Source organism: Caenibius sp. WL (assembly GCF_019803445.1).
Taxonomy (GTDB): domain Bacteria; phylum Pseudomonadota; class Alphaproteobacteria; order Sphingomonadales; family Sphingomonadaceae; genus Caenibius.
This window is the reverse complement of sequence record NZ_CP081844.1, coordinates 1,906,475-1,920,521: the sequence shown is the minus strand read 5'-3', so window position 1 is coordinate 1,920,521 and position 14,047 is coordinate 1,906,475. Positions and strand designations below refer to the sequence as shown.

At 65.3% G+C, this 14,047-nt stretch carries 18 protein-coding genes and 1 tRNA gene; 7 read left to right on the top strand and 12 right to left on the bottom strand.

The annotated features are described in order from the left end of the window. Nucleotides 1-23: 23 nt before the first annotated feature. The 11 genes from K5X80_RS09205 to K5X80_RS09155 all read right to left on the bottom strand — a co-directional run bounded on the left by K5X80_RS09205 (nt 24) and on the right by K5X80_RS09155 (nt 6,888). Nucleotides 24-1,049, bottom strand: coding sequence for an aspartate-semialdehyde dehydrogenase (locus tag K5X80_RS09205; RefSeq protein ID WP_222557454.1), 1,026 nt, complete (start codon nt 1,047-1,049; stop codon nt 24-26). A gap of 83 nt (nt 1,050-1,132) precedes the next feature. After that, a complete protein-coding gene (locus tag K5X80_RS09200) occupies nt 1,133-1,756 on the bottom strand; it encodes a DUF1287 domain-containing protein (RefSeq protein WP_222557453.1) in 624 nt (207 codons plus the stop codon). A 104-nt stretch (nt 1,757-1,860) separates the two neighbouring features. Beyond that, nucleotides 1,861-2,238, bottom strand: a complete 378-nt coding sequence (gene rplS / locus K5X80_RS09195; RefSeq protein WP_222557452.1) for a 50S ribosomal protein L19 — start codon at nt 2,236-2,238, stop codon at nt 1,861-1,863. After that, entirely contained in the window at nt 2,235-2,981 is a 747-nt protein-coding gene (trmD, locus tag K5X80_RS09190; RefSeq protein WP_222557451.1) for a tRNA (guanosine(37)-N1)-methyltransferase TrmD, read from the bottom strand. Before trmD ends, rplS begins: the two co-directional genes overlap by 4 nt. Continuing rightward, nucleotides 2,982-3,359, bottom strand: coding sequence for a type II toxin-antitoxin system VapC family toxin (locus K5X80_RS09185; RefSeq protein WP_222557450.1), 378 nt, complete (start codon nt 3,357-3,359; stop codon nt 2,982-2,984). Further along, entirely contained in the window at nt 3,356-3,637 is a 282-nt protein-coding gene (locus K5X80_RS09180; RefSeq protein WP_222557449.1) for an AbrB/MazE/SpoVT family DNA-binding domain-containing protein, read from the bottom strand. The genes K5X80_RS09185 and K5X80_RS09180 overlap by 4 nt, the downstream gene beginning before the upstream one ends. A 30-nt stretch (nt 3,638-3,667) precedes the next feature. Next, a complete protein-coding gene (rimM, locus tag K5X80_RS09175) occupies nt 3,668-4,156 on the bottom strand; it encodes a ribosome maturation factor RimM (protein ID WP_222557448.1) in 489 nt (162 codons plus the stop codon). A 5-nt stretch (nt 4,157-4,161) separates the two neighbouring features. Continuing rightward, nucleotides 4,162-4,635 carry a 30S ribosomal protein S16 gene (gene rpsP / locus K5X80_RS09170; RefSeq protein WP_222557447.1) on the bottom strand — a complete coding sequence of 158 codons (474 nt, stop codon included), beginning with the start codon at nt 4,633-4,635 and terminating at the stop codon, nt 4,162-4,164. A 32-nt stretch (nt 4,636-4,667) separates the two neighbouring features. After that, a complete protein-coding gene (ffh, locus tag K5X80_RS09165; RefSeq protein WP_222557446.1) occupies nt 4,668-6,125 on the bottom strand; it encodes a signal recognition particle protein in 1,458 nt (485 codons plus the stop codon). Between the two features lie 164 nt (nt 6,126-6,289). Beyond that, a tRNA-Ala gene (locus K5X80_RS09160) sits at nt 6,290-6,365 on the bottom strand. Nucleotides 6,366-6,567: 202 nt separating this feature from the next. Further along, the gene (locus K5X80_RS09155) at nt 6,568-6,888 is read right to left on the bottom strand and encodes an FYDLN acid domain-containing protein (protein ID WP_222557445.1); all 321 of its coding nucleotides are present in this window, start codon (nt 6,886-6,888) and stop codon (nt 6,568-6,570) included. Nucleotides 6,889-7,102: 214 nt separating this feature from the next. On the opposite strand from K5X80_RS09155, the gene aroA reads away from it, so the two are divergent. The 5 genes from aroA (at nt 7,103) to K5X80_RS09135 (ending at nt 11,130) form a co-directional block, all read left to right on the top strand. Continuing rightward, nucleotides 7,103-8,431 (top strand): 3-phosphoshikimate 1-carboxyvinyltransferase, encoded by a 1,329-nt coding sequence (aroA, locus tag K5X80_RS09150; RefSeq protein WP_222560417.1) that lies wholly within the window; start codon nt 7,103-7,105, stop codon nt 8,429-8,431. Further along, the gene (locus K5X80_RS17080; protein WP_261390482.1) at nt 8,428-8,691 is read left to right on the top strand and encodes a CBU_0592 family membrane protein; all 264 of its coding nucleotides are present in this window, start codon (nt 8,428-8,430) and stop codon (nt 8,689-8,691) included. Before aroA ends, K5X80_RS17080 begins: the two co-directional genes overlap by 4 nt. Further along, complete coding sequence (locus tag K5X80_RS09145) at nt 8,688-9,326, top strand: (d)CMP kinase (protein ID WP_261390481.1); 639 nt, start codon at nt 8,688-8,690, stop codon at nt 9,324-9,326. Before K5X80_RS17080 ends, K5X80_RS09145 begins: the two co-directional genes overlap by 4 nt. Nucleotides 9,327-9,549: 223 nt before the next feature. Beyond that, the gene (locus tag K5X80_RS09140; protein WP_222557443.1) at nt 9,550-9,783 is read left to right on the top strand and encodes a hypothetical protein; all 234 of its coding nucleotides are present in this window, start codon (nt 9,550-9,552) and stop codon (nt 9,781-9,783) included. Between the two features lie 18 nt (nt 9,784-9,801). Next, nucleotides 9,802-11,130 carry a L,D-transpeptidase family protein gene (locus K5X80_RS09135; RefSeq protein ID WP_222557442.1) on the top strand — a complete coding sequence of 443 codons (1,329 nt, stop codon included), beginning with the start codon at nt 9,802-9,804 and terminating at the stop codon, nt 11,128-11,130. A 13-nt stretch (nt 11,131-11,143) separates the two neighbouring features. On the opposite strand, the gene K5X80_RS09130 is transcribed toward K5X80_RS09135, so the two are convergent. After that, nucleotides 11,144-12,181 (bottom strand): YeiH family protein, encoded by a 1,038-nt coding sequence (locus K5X80_RS09130; RefSeq protein ID WP_222557441.1) that lies wholly within the window; start codon nt 12,179-12,181, stop codon nt 11,144-11,146. Between the two features lie 75 nt (nt 12,182-12,256). Between K5X80_RS09130 and K5X80_RS09125 the strand changes: the two genes are divergently transcribed. Both K5X80_RS09125 and K5X80_RS09120 read left to right on the top strand, forming a co-directional pair. Further along, the gene (locus K5X80_RS09125) at nt 12,257-13,126 is read left to right on the top strand and encodes a LysR family transcriptional regulator (protein WP_222557440.1); all 870 of its coding nucleotides are present in this window, start codon (nt 12,257-12,259) and stop codon (nt 13,124-13,126) included. Nucleotides 13,127-13,220: 94 nt separating this feature from the next. Continuing rightward, on the top strand, nt 13,221-13,778 hold the full coding sequence (locus K5X80_RS09120) for an HdeD family acid-resistance protein (protein ID WP_222557439.1): 558 nt from the start codon (nt 13,221-13,223) through the stop codon (nt 13,776-13,778). The last annotated feature ends 269 nt before the right edge of the window (nt 13,779-14,047 follow it).

Here is a 14,047-nt window from a genome sequence, read left to right as displayed (position 1 = left end):
CTGCGCGCAGGCTCTAAGCGCGCTCAGCCCTTCTTGAGGTGGCGGCGGCCGAGCAGTTCCGCGATCTGGACGGCGTTGAGCGCGGCGCCCTTGCGCAGGTTGTCCGACACGCACCACAGGCTCAGGCCGTTGTCCACCGTCGGGTCTTCACGCACGCGGCTGATATAGGTCGCGCTGTCGCCGGCGGCTTCGACCGGGGTCACGTAACCGCCGTCTTCCCGCTTATCGACGAGCATCACGCCCGGCGCTTCGCGCAGGATGTTCTGCGCCTGCTCCGCCGAAAGCTCCTGCTCGAACTCGATGTTCAGCGATTCGGAGTGGCCGACGAACACCGGAACGCGCACGCAGGTGGCGTTGAGCTTGATCTTCGGATCGAGGATCTTCTTCGTTTCCGCGACCATCTTCCATTCTTCCTTGGTCGAACCGTCGTCCAGGAAAACGTCGATGTGCGGAATCACGTTGAACGCGATCTGCTTGGTGAACTTCTTCGCTTCGACCGGATCGCCGACGAAGATCGCCCGGCTCTGCTCGAACAGTTCGTCCATGCCCTGCTTGCCCGCGCCCGAAACCGACTGGTAGGTGGACACGACCACGCGCTTGATCTTCGCCGCATCGTGCAGCGGCTTGAGCGCGACGACCATCTGCGCGGTGGAGCAGTTGGGGTTCGCGATGATGTTCTTCTTCTTGTAATCGTCGATCGCATCCGGGTTCACTTCGGGCACGATCAGCGGCACATCGGGGTCCATGCGATAGAGCGAGCTGTTGTCGATCACCACGCAGCCCTGGCTGGCGGCCTTCGGCGCATAGATCTGCGTCGGGCCCGAACCGGCGGCGAACAGCGCAATATCCCAGCCGGTGAAATCGAAATGTTCGATATTCTTCACCTTCAGCATCTTGCCGGTGTCGCCGAATTCGATCTCGCTGCCCGTGGAACGGGGACTGGCGACAGCCGCGATCTCATCGATGGGGAATTCACGCTCGGCCAGAATGGCGAGCATTTCACGCCCGACATTACCCGTCGCACCGACAACTGCTACACGATAACCCACGTTCTTGCTCCTTCTCTGGCTGGCCGCTTCGCCGGCCCTGCCTCAGCTTTCGTTTCGCCCGCCGCACCGCGCCGGGGCATGATTCAGACCCGCCAGCGATACCGGCCGATCGTCCGGCCCACGGCGGAAATTTCCTCTTCCTGCGTGCCGCGGCCGATATTGTGGATGACAAGAGGAACGCCGCGCGGCGAAACCTTGTCGGATACGATGCCGGTGTGCGGCAGACGCCCGCCCACCAGCGAGGAAAAGAGATCGCCCGGCCGCCAACCCGCCGGCGTGCTAGGCAACGACAAGTCCGCCCCTGCCCGCTGCCAGAACCGCTCCAGATTGGGCACCCGGCGATGGTCGATATTCCGGTCCGGCCGGTGCAAGCCCCAGTGGCGTGGGTAGGCGGCGAAATGGGCCGCCATATCCTCATGCACCGCGCGCTGGAGATCGATCCCGAAGGCATCGCGATAGGCGCGGATCACCACGTCGGTGCACACCCCCCGCTCACGCGGGACATCGCCCCCCGGATAGGCAATGCGGCTGTATCCCGGATCATAGGCCCGCGTGACCCCGATCTGCCCGCGCGCGGCGGCGATCAGAGCCAGAGCCTTGGTGTCGATTCCGGCCTGCGCCTGTGCGTCGGACGCTTTCGAACACCCGATCAGCCCCAGCGCGATACCCCCGGCCAACACGCCGCGGCGGGAAAACGCAATCTGCATGTCCTGTCCTTTCTCGACGTGTCTGGAACCTAAAGAAAAAGGGCGTCCTGGCGGTCTTGCCAGGTACGCCCTTTTACGGATTTTCCGTTGTGCGGCGTGGGGCCTTAGCCCTCCTGGCCGGCGCTCTGGAAATCGCGCCGTTCTGCAATGCGCGCACGTTTACCGGTGCGGCCACGCAGATAGTAGAGTTTCGCCCGACGCACGATACCGCGGCGGACGACGGTAATGCTGTCGATGTTCGGCGAATAGAGCGGGAACACGCGTTCCACGCCTTCACCGAAGCTCATCTTGCGGACGGTGAAGTTGGAACCCATGCCACGGTTCGAGCGTGCGATGCACACGCCTTCGTAGTTCTGGACGCGGGTACGGGCGCCTTCGACGACTTTCACGCCGACGCGCACGGTGTCACCCGGGCGGAACTCGGGAATATCCTTGCCAGCCTTGGTGATTTCCTCGGCTTCGATCTGCTGAATCAGGTTCATTGAGCCTGGTCCTTCTTTTCCTGCCGCGCGCCAGAGGCAGACTGGTCCCGAGCGCCCCTGTGGCGCTCCCAAAGGTCCGGTCTGCGTAACCGTGTGTCTTCTTCCGCCCTTTGTTTCCGCCAGGCGGCGATTTTCGCATGATCCCCCGATCGCAGCACTTCAGGGATCGTGCGCCCTTCCCATTCGACAGGTCGGGTGAATTGCGGATATTCGAGAAGTTCCTGTTCGAAACTCTCTTCATGCCCGCTTTCGACCGCGCCCATTACGCCGGGCAGCAGGCGAATGCAAGCATCGAGTATCATCAGCGCGGCAGGCTCTCCGCCCGACAGGACGATATCCCCCACGGCCACTTCTTCCACGTCGCGGCCGGCAAAGATCCGCTCGTCGAATCCCTCGAAACGGCCGCACAGGATCGTCACGCCCGGCCCCGCCGCCAAAGCGCGAATCCGGGCCTGCGTGATCGGTCTGCCGCGCGGCGTCATCGCCAGCACGGGGCAATCGGGTTGCAGCGCGCGGGCATGATCGATCGCGCGGGCCAGCACATCGGCCTTGAGCACCATGCCCGCCCCGCCACCGGCGGGCGTATCGTCCACCGTGCGGTGCTTGTCCTGCGCGAAATCGCGCATTTGCACCGCAGTGCAGGACCAGCGCCCGTCTTCCAGCGCGCGGCCCGCGAGACTGATCCCAAGCGGGCCGGGGAACATTTCGGGATAGAGTGTCAGAAGGGTGGCGGCGAAAGGCATTCAGAGTGTCCAGTTTTCCACCGCAAGGCCGGGGACATCGGCAAAGTCAGCTTCGTTGTTGGTGATGACGGCCGCGCCGATGCTCAGCGCATGGGCGGCAAGCAGACGATCGAAGCGGGCGCGCTTGAACGGAAGCCGCGCATATTCACGCGCGGCCGCTTCGTCGAACGGCAAAATCGGAATGGCCGCCACGAAGGCCTCAAGCACTTCAGCCGGAGGTGGCTTGCCAGCATAGGTGCCATAAGCGATCTCGGCATAGCTGATAACCGAAATCGCGATTTCGCCCGGCGCGCAATCCGCGATTCGCGCTGTCAGTGCCTCATGCCCTTCGTCCAGAGCATAGACGACGGCATTGGCATCGATCAGATAGCGGATCACTTCTTCTTCGCCGCTTCCTCAGCCGCCTTGCGAGCAGCGATCACGCTCGGGCGTTCGTCGAAGTCTTCGCGCGGGGCCAGCTTGATACCCGGCGCTTTACCCGCGAAACCGCTGATGTCGATCTTTGCCCTGGGTTTTTCGACCGGCTCAAAACGGAACTTGCCCCGCTCTTCGCGCAGGACCATTTCGGTGCCTTCCTCAAGGCCGAGCGCCTTGGGCAGGCGCAGTGCGAGCGAATTGCCCGACTTGAACACCTTGGCCCTGAATTCCTTGCTCACCGCAGCCTCCGTATATACGAGATGTATATACTATTCCACCCAAACAGGATCAAGCAACAAGCGCTGCGCATTCCATTCGGGGACAGCTTCCACGCGCATCGGAACCATGAAGCGCTTGCCATCGGGCCGCTCGATCTCGATCACGTCGCCCGCGCCATAGTTCTCGACCGCGATCACGCGGCCCAGCGCCTCGCCCGTGGTTGAAACCACCGGAAGGCCGATCAGATCGGTGTGGTAATATTCGCCTTCGTCCAGATCGGGCAGCGCCGCACGCGGGACGGTAAGCGCCGTGCCGCGCAGGGCTTCGGCCCGGTTGCGGTCGGTCACTTCGGCGAAGCGGGCGATCGCCCCGCCCTTGTTGTCGTCGCGCAGCTTCCTGAGCGTGAGCGCGCCGTCATTGAAACTGCTGTAGCGGGAGAGCGCCACGACGCCCTCCCCGAACAGTTTCAGGCGGACTTCCCCCGTCACGCCGTGCGCGCCGACAATGGCCGCGAGAGTGACGGGTTGATCCTGTGCCAAGGCTATCAGCCCTCGGCCTGTTCCTCAGCCGCACCTTCGGCCGGTGCGTCTTCAGCGGCCGGAGCTTCCGCAGGTGCTTCTTCAGCAGCGGCTTCTTCCTGAGCCGGCGCTTCGGCAGCAGCCTTGGCCGCTTCTTCGGCTTCCGCCAGCTTTGCAGCCTTTTCTTCAGCGCGTTCCTTGGCCTTTTCGCCCGGTTCGCCCTTCTTCGGGTTCACCTTGGCAGCGCGTTCCTTGATCCCGGCGGCATCGAGGAAACGGGCCACGCGGTCGGTCGGCTGCGCGCCGACGCCGAGCCAGTAGCGGGCGCGATCTTCGTTCAGCTTGACGCGGTTTTCATCGCCCTTGGGCAGAACCGGATTGTAGGTGCCGATCTGTTCCAGATACTTGCCGTCACGCGGGGAGCGGCTGTCAGCCACGACGATACGGTAGTAGGGGCGCTTCTTTGCACCGCCGCGCGACAAACGCAGGGAAATTGCCATCGATTTGACCTTTCTGTCTTAAATTACTGAAATTACTTTTTGTTATTCAACAAATTCTGCAGTTCGGGAGGCAAGTCCGCCCCGCCGCCCAGCCCACCAAGGCCGCCACCGGCCCCGCCGCCGAGACCGGGCATCGCGGCGCCGAGACCGCCCTTGCCGAACATGGCGCCGAGGCCCTTGAGCCCGCCCATCTTCTTGATCTGCTTCATCGCGCGGCCCATTTCCTGATGCATCTTCAGGAGCTTGTTGATGTCCTGCACCTGGGTGCCGGACCCGGCGGCCACGCGCTTCTTGCGCTTGGCATTGAGCAGTTCGGGGCGCTTGCGTTCGGCGGGCGTCATCGAACCGATGATCGCATCCATGTGGACCAGCACCTTGTCGTTCACGCCGCTGGCGGCCATCGCCGCCTTGGCCTTCTTCATGCCGGGCATCATTCCCGCCAGCATGCCGAGCCCGCCCATGTTCTGCATCTGCTTCAACTGGGTGCGAAGGTCGTTCAGATCGAACTGCCCCTTCATCATCCGCTCGGCGAGTTGCTCCGCCTCTTCCTTCTCGATGACGGCGGCGGCTTTCTCAACCAGCGAGACAACATCGCCCATGCCGAGAATGCGGCTGGCAACCCGGCCGGGATGGAACGGCTCGATCGCATCGAGCTTTTCACCCATCCCCGCGAACTTGATCGGCTTGCCGGTGACGGCGCGCATCGACAGCGCCGCGCCACCGCGCGCATCGCCGTCCATCCGGGTCAGCACGACGCCGGTCAGATCGACCCCGGCGGTAAAGCTCTGCGCGACGTTCACCGCATCCTGGCCGGTGAGCGAATCGACCACCAGCAGCACTTCGTGCGGATTGGAAATCGCGGCGACAGCCTTCATTTCGGCCATCAGCGCATCGTCGACATGGAGACGGCCCGCGGTGTCGAGCATCAGCACGTCGACCGCCTGCAGCTTCGCCGCCTGCAAGGCGCGGGTGGCGATATCGACCGGGGCCTGCCCGGTAACGATCGGCAGCGTGGCGACGCCCGCCTGCTCGCCCAGAACGGCAAGCTGTTCCTGCGCGGCGGGGCGATTGACGTCGAGCGACGCCATCATCACCTTCTTGCCCTGCTTTTCCTTGAGCAGCTTGGCGATCTTGGCGGTGCTGGTGGTCTTGCCCGAGCCCTGCAAGCCGACCATCATGATAACGACGGGCGGGCGGGCATCGAGATTGATTCCGACGGTTTCAGCCCCGCCGAGCATTTCCACCAGTTCGTCATTGACGATCTTGACGACCTGCTGGCCCGGCGTGACCGATTTCAGAACGTTCTGGCCGACGGCCTTTTCGGTGACGGCATCGATGAAGCGGCGGGCGACCGGCAGCGCGACATCGGCTTCGAGCAACGCCACGCGCACTTCGCGCATCGCATCGCGCACGTCCTGCTCGCTCAGCGCACCGCGCCCGCGCAGGCGATCGAATACGCCGCCGAGACGATCGGAAAGGCTATCGAACATGCGCTTCGTCACTCCTCCACCGCAGGGCGGTGCTAAACGCGAAAAACGCCGGCGGACGAAACCTCGTCGGCCAGCGTACAGCTGCAATGCAGCCGTTTATGTACAGAATGGTGCGCCTGCGATCTTTCGGAAAAAGAACTCTAAGCGAGCCATTCATGGTTGAATGGTGGAGCCGAGGGGGATCGAACCCCTGACCTCTACAATGCCATTGTAGCGCTCTCCCAGCTGAGCTACGGCCCCGATTTCCATTCAATCCAGCGCCCTGGGAGGCGCTTCGTCCCGGCCGTTCCGGCTGGGAGGCCGCCCTCTAGAAGCACCTTCCGGGCTTGGCAAGAGGGGATTTCATTTTTTCTCGAAACTTCCGTTCGAGACGGGCGACACGCGTTCGCGGCATCGCAAGCAGGCTGGCAAACGGGGCCGGATCGCCGGCCCCGCCAAGGCATCAGTTGTCGTCGTCGTCCTCGCTCGGAGCGCCGGCGACGCCGAGATCGTCATCGCCGCCGAGATCGACATCGTTGTCCGGCGAATCGCCGTCATCGTCGATATCGTCCAGATCGTCATCGCCGAGATCGGCGTCCTGATCTTCGACTTTCTGCTTCTTCTCTTCTTCGAAGGGAATCGGCTGCTTCGATTTCAGCACAGGTTCCGGATACCACTGGCTGCCGCAATCGATGCAGGTGGCAGGCTCATCCTTGCCCAGATCATAAAAGCGGGTGCCGCATTTCGGGCAGGTACGCTTGGTGCCCCATTCAGGCTTTACCATGGAAAATCCCCAGATAGCGCGCCGTTTCCGGCGGCAAAGCGATGCATAATCGGTTTGGTCTTGTAAAGCTCCCCGGAGGAGCGCGGCGCGCGCCTTGCCATAGGCGGCAGGCGCTGTCAAAAGCCGCCGCGCCCAATGCCCCCTCCCAACGGAAAGTCAAGTTCTCATGCAGGCCGCCGAATCATCCCGCCACGACAATGCCAGCGACACGGGCATGCGCCCGCGCCGGTTCGGCGCAGCCGGGCCGCTGCGGGGCACGATCAAGGTGCCGGGCGACAAGTCGATCAGCCACCGGGCGGTGATGTTCGGCGCGCTGGCCGTGGGCGAAACCCGCGTGACCGGCCTGCTCGAAGGCGAAGACGTGATGGCCACCGCCGATGCCATGCGCGCGATGGGCGCGACAATCACCCGCAGCGACGATGGCGAATGGCGGATCAGCGGCGTGGGTGTTGGCGGATTGCTGCAACCGGAACGGGCGCTCGAAATGGGCAACAGCGGCACGTCCACCCGCCTGCTGATGGGCCTGATCGCCAGCCATGGAATCACCGCCACGTTCACCGGCGACGCCAGCCTGTCCAAGCGGCCGATGGGCCGGGTGATCGACCCCATCGCGCAGATGGGCGCCGACATCAGCGCGACACCCGGCGCCAAGGGCAGCCAGACGCTGCCGCTGATGATTCGCGGCGCTTCGCCCGCCGTGCCGATCGCATATCGCCTGCCGGTCGCCTCCGCACAGGTCAAAAGCGCGGTACTGCTGGCCGGGCTCAACACGCCGGGGGTCACCACGGTGATTGAGCCCGTGCCCACGCGCGACCATTCCGAACGGATGCTGACCGGCTTCGGCGCCGATCTCACGGTCGAGGAGCAGGACGGCGAGCGGATCATCAAGCTGCGCGGCCCGGCGGACCTGAAACCGCAGGTGATCGAAGTGCCGGGCGATCCTTCCTCCGCCGCGTTCTTCATCGTCGCCGCGCTGATCGTGCCGGGCAGCGAACTGGTGATCGAAAACGTCGGCCTCAATCCCACCCGCGCCGGCCTGATCGCCGTGCTGCGCCAGATGGGCGGGCGGATCGAGGAACTCAATCCGCGCGTGGTCGGCGGGGAACCGGTGGCCGATCTCAAAGTCTCGCACTCGCAGCTCAAGGGCATCGCGGTCGACCCGGCAATCGCCCCGAGCATGATCGACGAATTTCCCGTGCTGTTCGTGGCCGCCGCATTGGCCGAAGGGCGCACGGTGACATCGGGGCTCGACGAATTGCGGGTCAAGGAATCCGATCGGCTGGCGGTGATGGCCACCGCGCTCAGCGCAGCGGGCGCCCGCGTGGAGGAGCGCGAGGATGGCCTGATTATCGACGGGACCGGCGGCGCCCCGCTGCCCGGCGGCAACAACGCGGCGATTGCCACGCACCTCGATCACCGGATCGCGATGAGCATGGCGATTGCCGGGCTCGCCAGCATGGCGGGCGTGGAAGTGGACGACACCCGCCCCATCGCCACCAGCTTCCCCAATTTCGAAGCGCTGCTGGATGGGCTTGCCCGATGACGATGACACCGGAAGTCGCCAACTATTTCGGCTTTTCGGGCATGGCCTGCATCATTTTCGCCTATGCCTACACCACCGCCCGGCAGCAGCCGAACCCGTTCGTCCAGCATGGCGTCAATCTGCTCGGTGCGGCGCTGTTGACCGTTTCGCTGCTGGTGAACACCAATCCGGCTTCGCTGGTGCTGGAATTCTTCTGGGCGGCGATCGCGATCTACGGCCTCGCGCGGGCGGTGCTCAAGAAGCAGGGCGGCGGCGCGTGATCGTCGCCGTCGACGGCCCGACCGCATCGGGCAAAGGCACTATCGCCAGAGCACTGGCCGCCCATTTCGGCCTGCCCCATCTCGACACCGGGCTGCTTTACCGCGCGGTCGGGCGGCAGGTTTCGCTGGCGGGCGGCAATCCGGATGATCCCGCCGATGCCGCCGCCGCCTGCGCCTTTCCCGAAAGCCTGCTGGCCGACCCGATCATGCGGAGCGAGGAAATCGGCGGGCTGGCCAGCCGCGTTTCCGTGCATCCTGCCGTGCGCGCCGCCTTGCTGGCGCGGCAGCGGGCCTTCGCCGCGCAGCCGGGCGGCGCGGTGCTCGACGGGCGCGATATCGGCACGGTGATCGCACCCCATGCCGACGTGAAGCTCTACGTCACCGCCTCGGTCGCCGCGCGTGCGCAGCGGCGCTATCGCGAGATGCAGGAGCGCGGCATCGCCACCACGCTGGCCGCAATCGAGGACGATCTGATCGCCCGCGACATGCGCGACAGCACCCGCGCGGAAGCGCCGCTGAAACCGGCCGATGACGCGGTGCTGCTGGATACTTCCGCTCTCGACCGGGATGCCGCCGTGGCCGCCGCTATCGCCATCGTGGACCGCCGCCGCAAAGAACATCCGCCAACCGCGTAATTTTGTGTCGTGGCAGCGCCAGAAATCGACGCACCATTGGCGCATAATCTCTTAAAAACGCCGCTGTTTTAGCATTCTGGCGCGTAATCGCCACTTCTCGGCCTGATCTGCGGGGCAGCCCATTCCGTGCCGGAAAAGTCCGGATAAATTCATAGCGCGTGCCAGAGGGCCGACGCTTCGGCGGCGGCGCTCAATCCCGGCACGGCCATGAATGAGGACTGCCATGAAAATACGAACCATGATTCTTGCTGCCACCGGCAGCATTGTCCTGGCCGGTTGCGCAAGCAACGACCCGCCGCCTCCGCCGCCGGGCGCGGTTCCGGGTTCCGTTGCCGCCGACCGCGACGGCGATGGCATCATTGATGGATACTACACGTCCGACGGGGTCTATCATCCGAACTACGTGCCGCCTCCGCCGCCCCCGCCGCCGCCCAGCCGCACCGGGGAACGCGGCTGACCGGAGGACAGGCACACGATGACATTCCGCCGGTATGTGTTCTGGTTCGCCCCGCTTGCATGTGTCCTGTCCGGTCTTGCCCCGCCTCTCACCGCCCCGGCCCACGCCGCGCCGGCGAGGGCAGCCGCATCGGGCAAGCAACAGGCGCTGGCCGAAGCGATCCGAAACGAAGCCGGCGGAAAAATCGGCCGCGCCTATGCCGAACGCGGCTATGCCCCGCTGTGGATCGCCGATGGCCGCATCAGCAAGGATGCGCAGGTGCTGCTGCGCTATATCGACGATGCGCGGGCCGATGGGCAGAAACCTTCGCGCTACAAGCCCGATGCTCTGCGCGAAGCCATCGCCGCGGCGAAAGGCGGCGATGCGCAAGCGCTGGCGCGGGCCGATGTCGCGCTGACCAGGGCTTTCGTCCGTTACAGCCAGGATCTGCGCAAGGTCCGCAATGTCGGCATGGATTATGCCAACAAGCGGCTGAAGCCCGCCAAGCTGGCGGATGACGCGGTGCTGCGCGTGGCGACACGGCGCAATTTCAGCCGCTATCTCGCCAATATGGGCTGGATGAGCCCGCATTACGTGCGTATCCGCGACATGCTCGCCGATGCGCTCGAACGCGGCGGCAGCGAACGGACCATCGCTCTGCTGCGGCGCAATCTCGAACGGGCGCGGGTGCTGCCTTCGGCCGATGTCCGCCATATCGTGGTGGACGCCTCGTCCGCCCAGCTCTGGTACTATCAGGATGGCGAACGGGTGGGGACGATGAAAGTCGTCGTCGGCACCAACGAGACGCAGACCCCGCTGCTGGCGGGCTATCTCAATTACGCCATTCTCAACCCCTACTGGAACGTGCCCGACTATCTGGTGCGCGACAACATCGCCAGGAAAGTCCTGTCGGGCCGTTCGCTGGATTCGATGAACATGCAGGCGCTTTCGGACTGGAGCGCCAATCCGCGCGTGATCGATCCCGCCACGATCGATTGGCAGGCGGTGGCTTCCGGCCGCCGGGACCTGCGGGTGCGCGAACTGCCGGGCCCGGCCAATTCGATGGGCAAAGTCAAATATATCTTCCCCAACGATCACGGCATCTACCTGCACGACACGCCCAACCGCGCGCTGTTCGACAAGCCGGACCGCCATTTCAGCAACGGCTGCATCCGGCTGGAACGGGCGGGCGAACTGGGCGAATGGATGCTGGGCAGGAAAGCCACCGCGCGGGGCAAAGCCCCGGAACAGGCCGTGCCGATCCCGGCCCCGGTGCCGGTCTATCTAACCTATCTGACCCCGAGCGCCGCCAAATCGGGCGTCACATTCCGCGCGGATGTCTACGGGCTCGACAAGGATGGCGACTGACCGGCGCTGACGATCAGGCGACGCCGATCAGCCGCAGCATCCCGAACGCCATCGCGCCGAGCAGGAGCAGCGACACCGTCACCACACAGACCACGCGCGGGCCCGCCGCCGAAACGCTGCGCAGGTCCACCCCCAGCCCCAGCCCGGCCATCGCCAGAACCGTCAGCCCGCCGCTGATGCGATGGGCCGGGGCCACGGCGGATTCCGGCAGCAGGCCCAGCGAATGGGCCGTGGCCAGCGCCAGGAAAGCGAGAATGAACGGCGGCACCAGATGCAGCAGCGAAGCGCGGCGGACGCCTGCGTCCTCTGCCCGCGTTCCGGCCACTTTGCGCGCCATGACGAGCGAGAGGATCGCCACCACTGGCCCCAGCATCAGCACCCGCACGAGCTTGACCAGCGTGCCGATCTGCACCGCCGCGCCGCCCATCGGGCCCGCCGCCACCAGCACTTGCGGCACGGCATAGACGGTCAGCCCCGCCAGAATGCCGCCCGCCGCCGGGGTCAGCTCCATCATCGCCGCGATGAACGGCAGAGCAATCACCACCGCGATCCCCAGCACCGCCGTGAACGCGATCGCCGTCGCCACGTCATCGCTTTCCGCCTCGATCACCGGGGCGACCGCGGCAATCGCCGAATTGCCGCAGATCGCGTTGCCGCAGGCCACCAGCAGCGCCATTTTCGCGGGCAGGCCCAGCACTTTGCCCAAAGCGAAACTGGCGAGGATGGCCCCGGCGACAGTCGCCACGATGGCCAGCATCAGCCCCGCCCCCGCATCCCGGATCGCACCGAAACTGATCGTCGCCCCCATCGCCACCACCGCCAGTTCGAGCATCGTCCGCGACGCGCACCGGATGCCCGGCTCCAGCCCGCTCCACGGCGTCCACACCGTGCGGACAAGGGCACCCAGCACGATGGCGATCACCAGCGCTTCCAGCCACGGCTTGCCGGTGGCGAGCACTTCCAACCGTTCCAGCAGCAGCGCCGCCCCGGCGACGAGGCCGCACAGCACCAGGCCGGGGAGCGTTTCGCGGAGGGCGTGAAAGCGTGTCATGCCCGCCATCTGCGCTGCGACACGTAATAAATCCAATCGATTGATTTTGTATATTCGATAGTTCATTCCTATCGAATGACACTCGATCAACTGCGCGCTTTCGCCATGGTCGCGGAAACGCTGAATATGACCCGCGCCGCCGAACGGCTGCATCTGGCGCAACCATCGGTCAGCGCCGCCATCGCCGCGCTGGAACAGCGCCACGCCACCCGCCTGTTCGACCGGGTCGGCCGCCGCCTGGAACTGACCGAGGCGGGCCGCCTGTTCCTTCCCGAAGCGCGGGCGGTGCTGGCCCGCGCCGACGCCGCCGGCCGCCTGCTCGATGATCTTTCCGGCCTGATGCGCGGCAATGTGCGGATCGCCGCCAGCCAGACGGTGGCGACCTACTGGCTGCCCCGCCGCATGGCGCGCTTCGCCACGCAGACCCCGCAGATCGAACTCACGCTCACGGTCGGCAATTCCGCGCAAACGGCCGCGCGGGTGATGAACGGCGAAGCCGATATCGGCTTCGTCGAAGCCTCGGTGGCCGACGATCTGCTGGCGTCCACCCGCATCGGCGGGGACCGTATCGCGCTTTATGCCGCCACCGATCACCCGCTGGCCCGCCATGCGCCGACGGTGGAAGACCTGAAAGCGGCGCACTGGGTGCTGCGCGAACCGGGCTCCGGCACACGCGATCACGCCATGGCCGGGCTGGCGCTGTCGGGCATTGCCGCCGCCGATATGCGCATCTGCCTCGAACTGCCCTCGAACGGCGCGGCGCTCGCGGCGGCCGAAGCGGGCGACATGATCACGGCGGTGTCCGATCTCGCCGCCGCGCCCCATCTGCGGGCGGGCACGATCCGCAAGCTCGACTGGCCGCTGCCGGAACGCGATTTCACCATGCTCGTCCACCGGGCCCGCATCGCCGGGAAAGCCACCGCCGCATTCATCGACGCCCTGTGAAACGGGAAATGATAAAACGGGAAACTGGGAAACCGGAAAACGAAAGCGGCGTTTCCCCTGTGGGCAGAAGGCCCGTAAACAGGAGGATCGGATTATGATGGGCGGCACGGCATTCGAGCCTGCGGGCCGCGCGGGCAAATCCGCCTGGGGCTGGGTTCTGGCCTATGGCATCCTTGTCATTCTCATCGGGCTGCTGGCATTGTTCAATCCGCTCGCCACCGGCCTGGCGACGGGCATCATGTTCGGGGCGCTGCTGCTGATCTACGGCGTTTTCGCCGTCATCTCGGGCTTTTCCTCGATGGCCGGGCGCGGCCGCTGGATCGAAATCCTGCTGGGCCTTCTGGCGATTGCCGGTGGGATCGCGGTGCTGCTGGCCCCTTATGCCGGGGCGTGGTCGCTGGTCTGGGCATTGGGGTTCTGGCTGATCGTGTCCGGCGTGTTCCAGGTGATCGCCGCGCTGCAAAGCAGTATCGACAAGGGCTGGCGCCTGTTCCTGGGCATTCTCGATATCGTGCTCGGCGGGATTCTGGTCTTTGCCGATCCGGCTTCCAGCCTGCTCTATCTGGCGGTGATCGTCGGCATCAGCTTCATCTTTCGCGGCGTGTTCCTCGTCTCGCTGGCCTTTGTCCTGCGCAAACTTACCCGTGCCTGACGTAGCGCGCCGCCACGCTCCGTTCCGCCGCACCCACGGGCTCGCCCACGCGGCGGAACAGCGCATTTTCCTTGCTATCCGGCGTGCCTTCCCATAAGCGCGGCCGGTCCTGAAGCTCCGTGGGAAATCCCCGTGGAGACAAGGGACGCCACGGCGGGCATCCGGCCTCCGTTGGCAGTTCGGCCCTTTGGCCCGCCAAGGCATGGTGCCACGGCGGAGAAAAGACCGGCGGAAACAACCGCCTGGCCGGAAATCGTTAGTCAGGAACC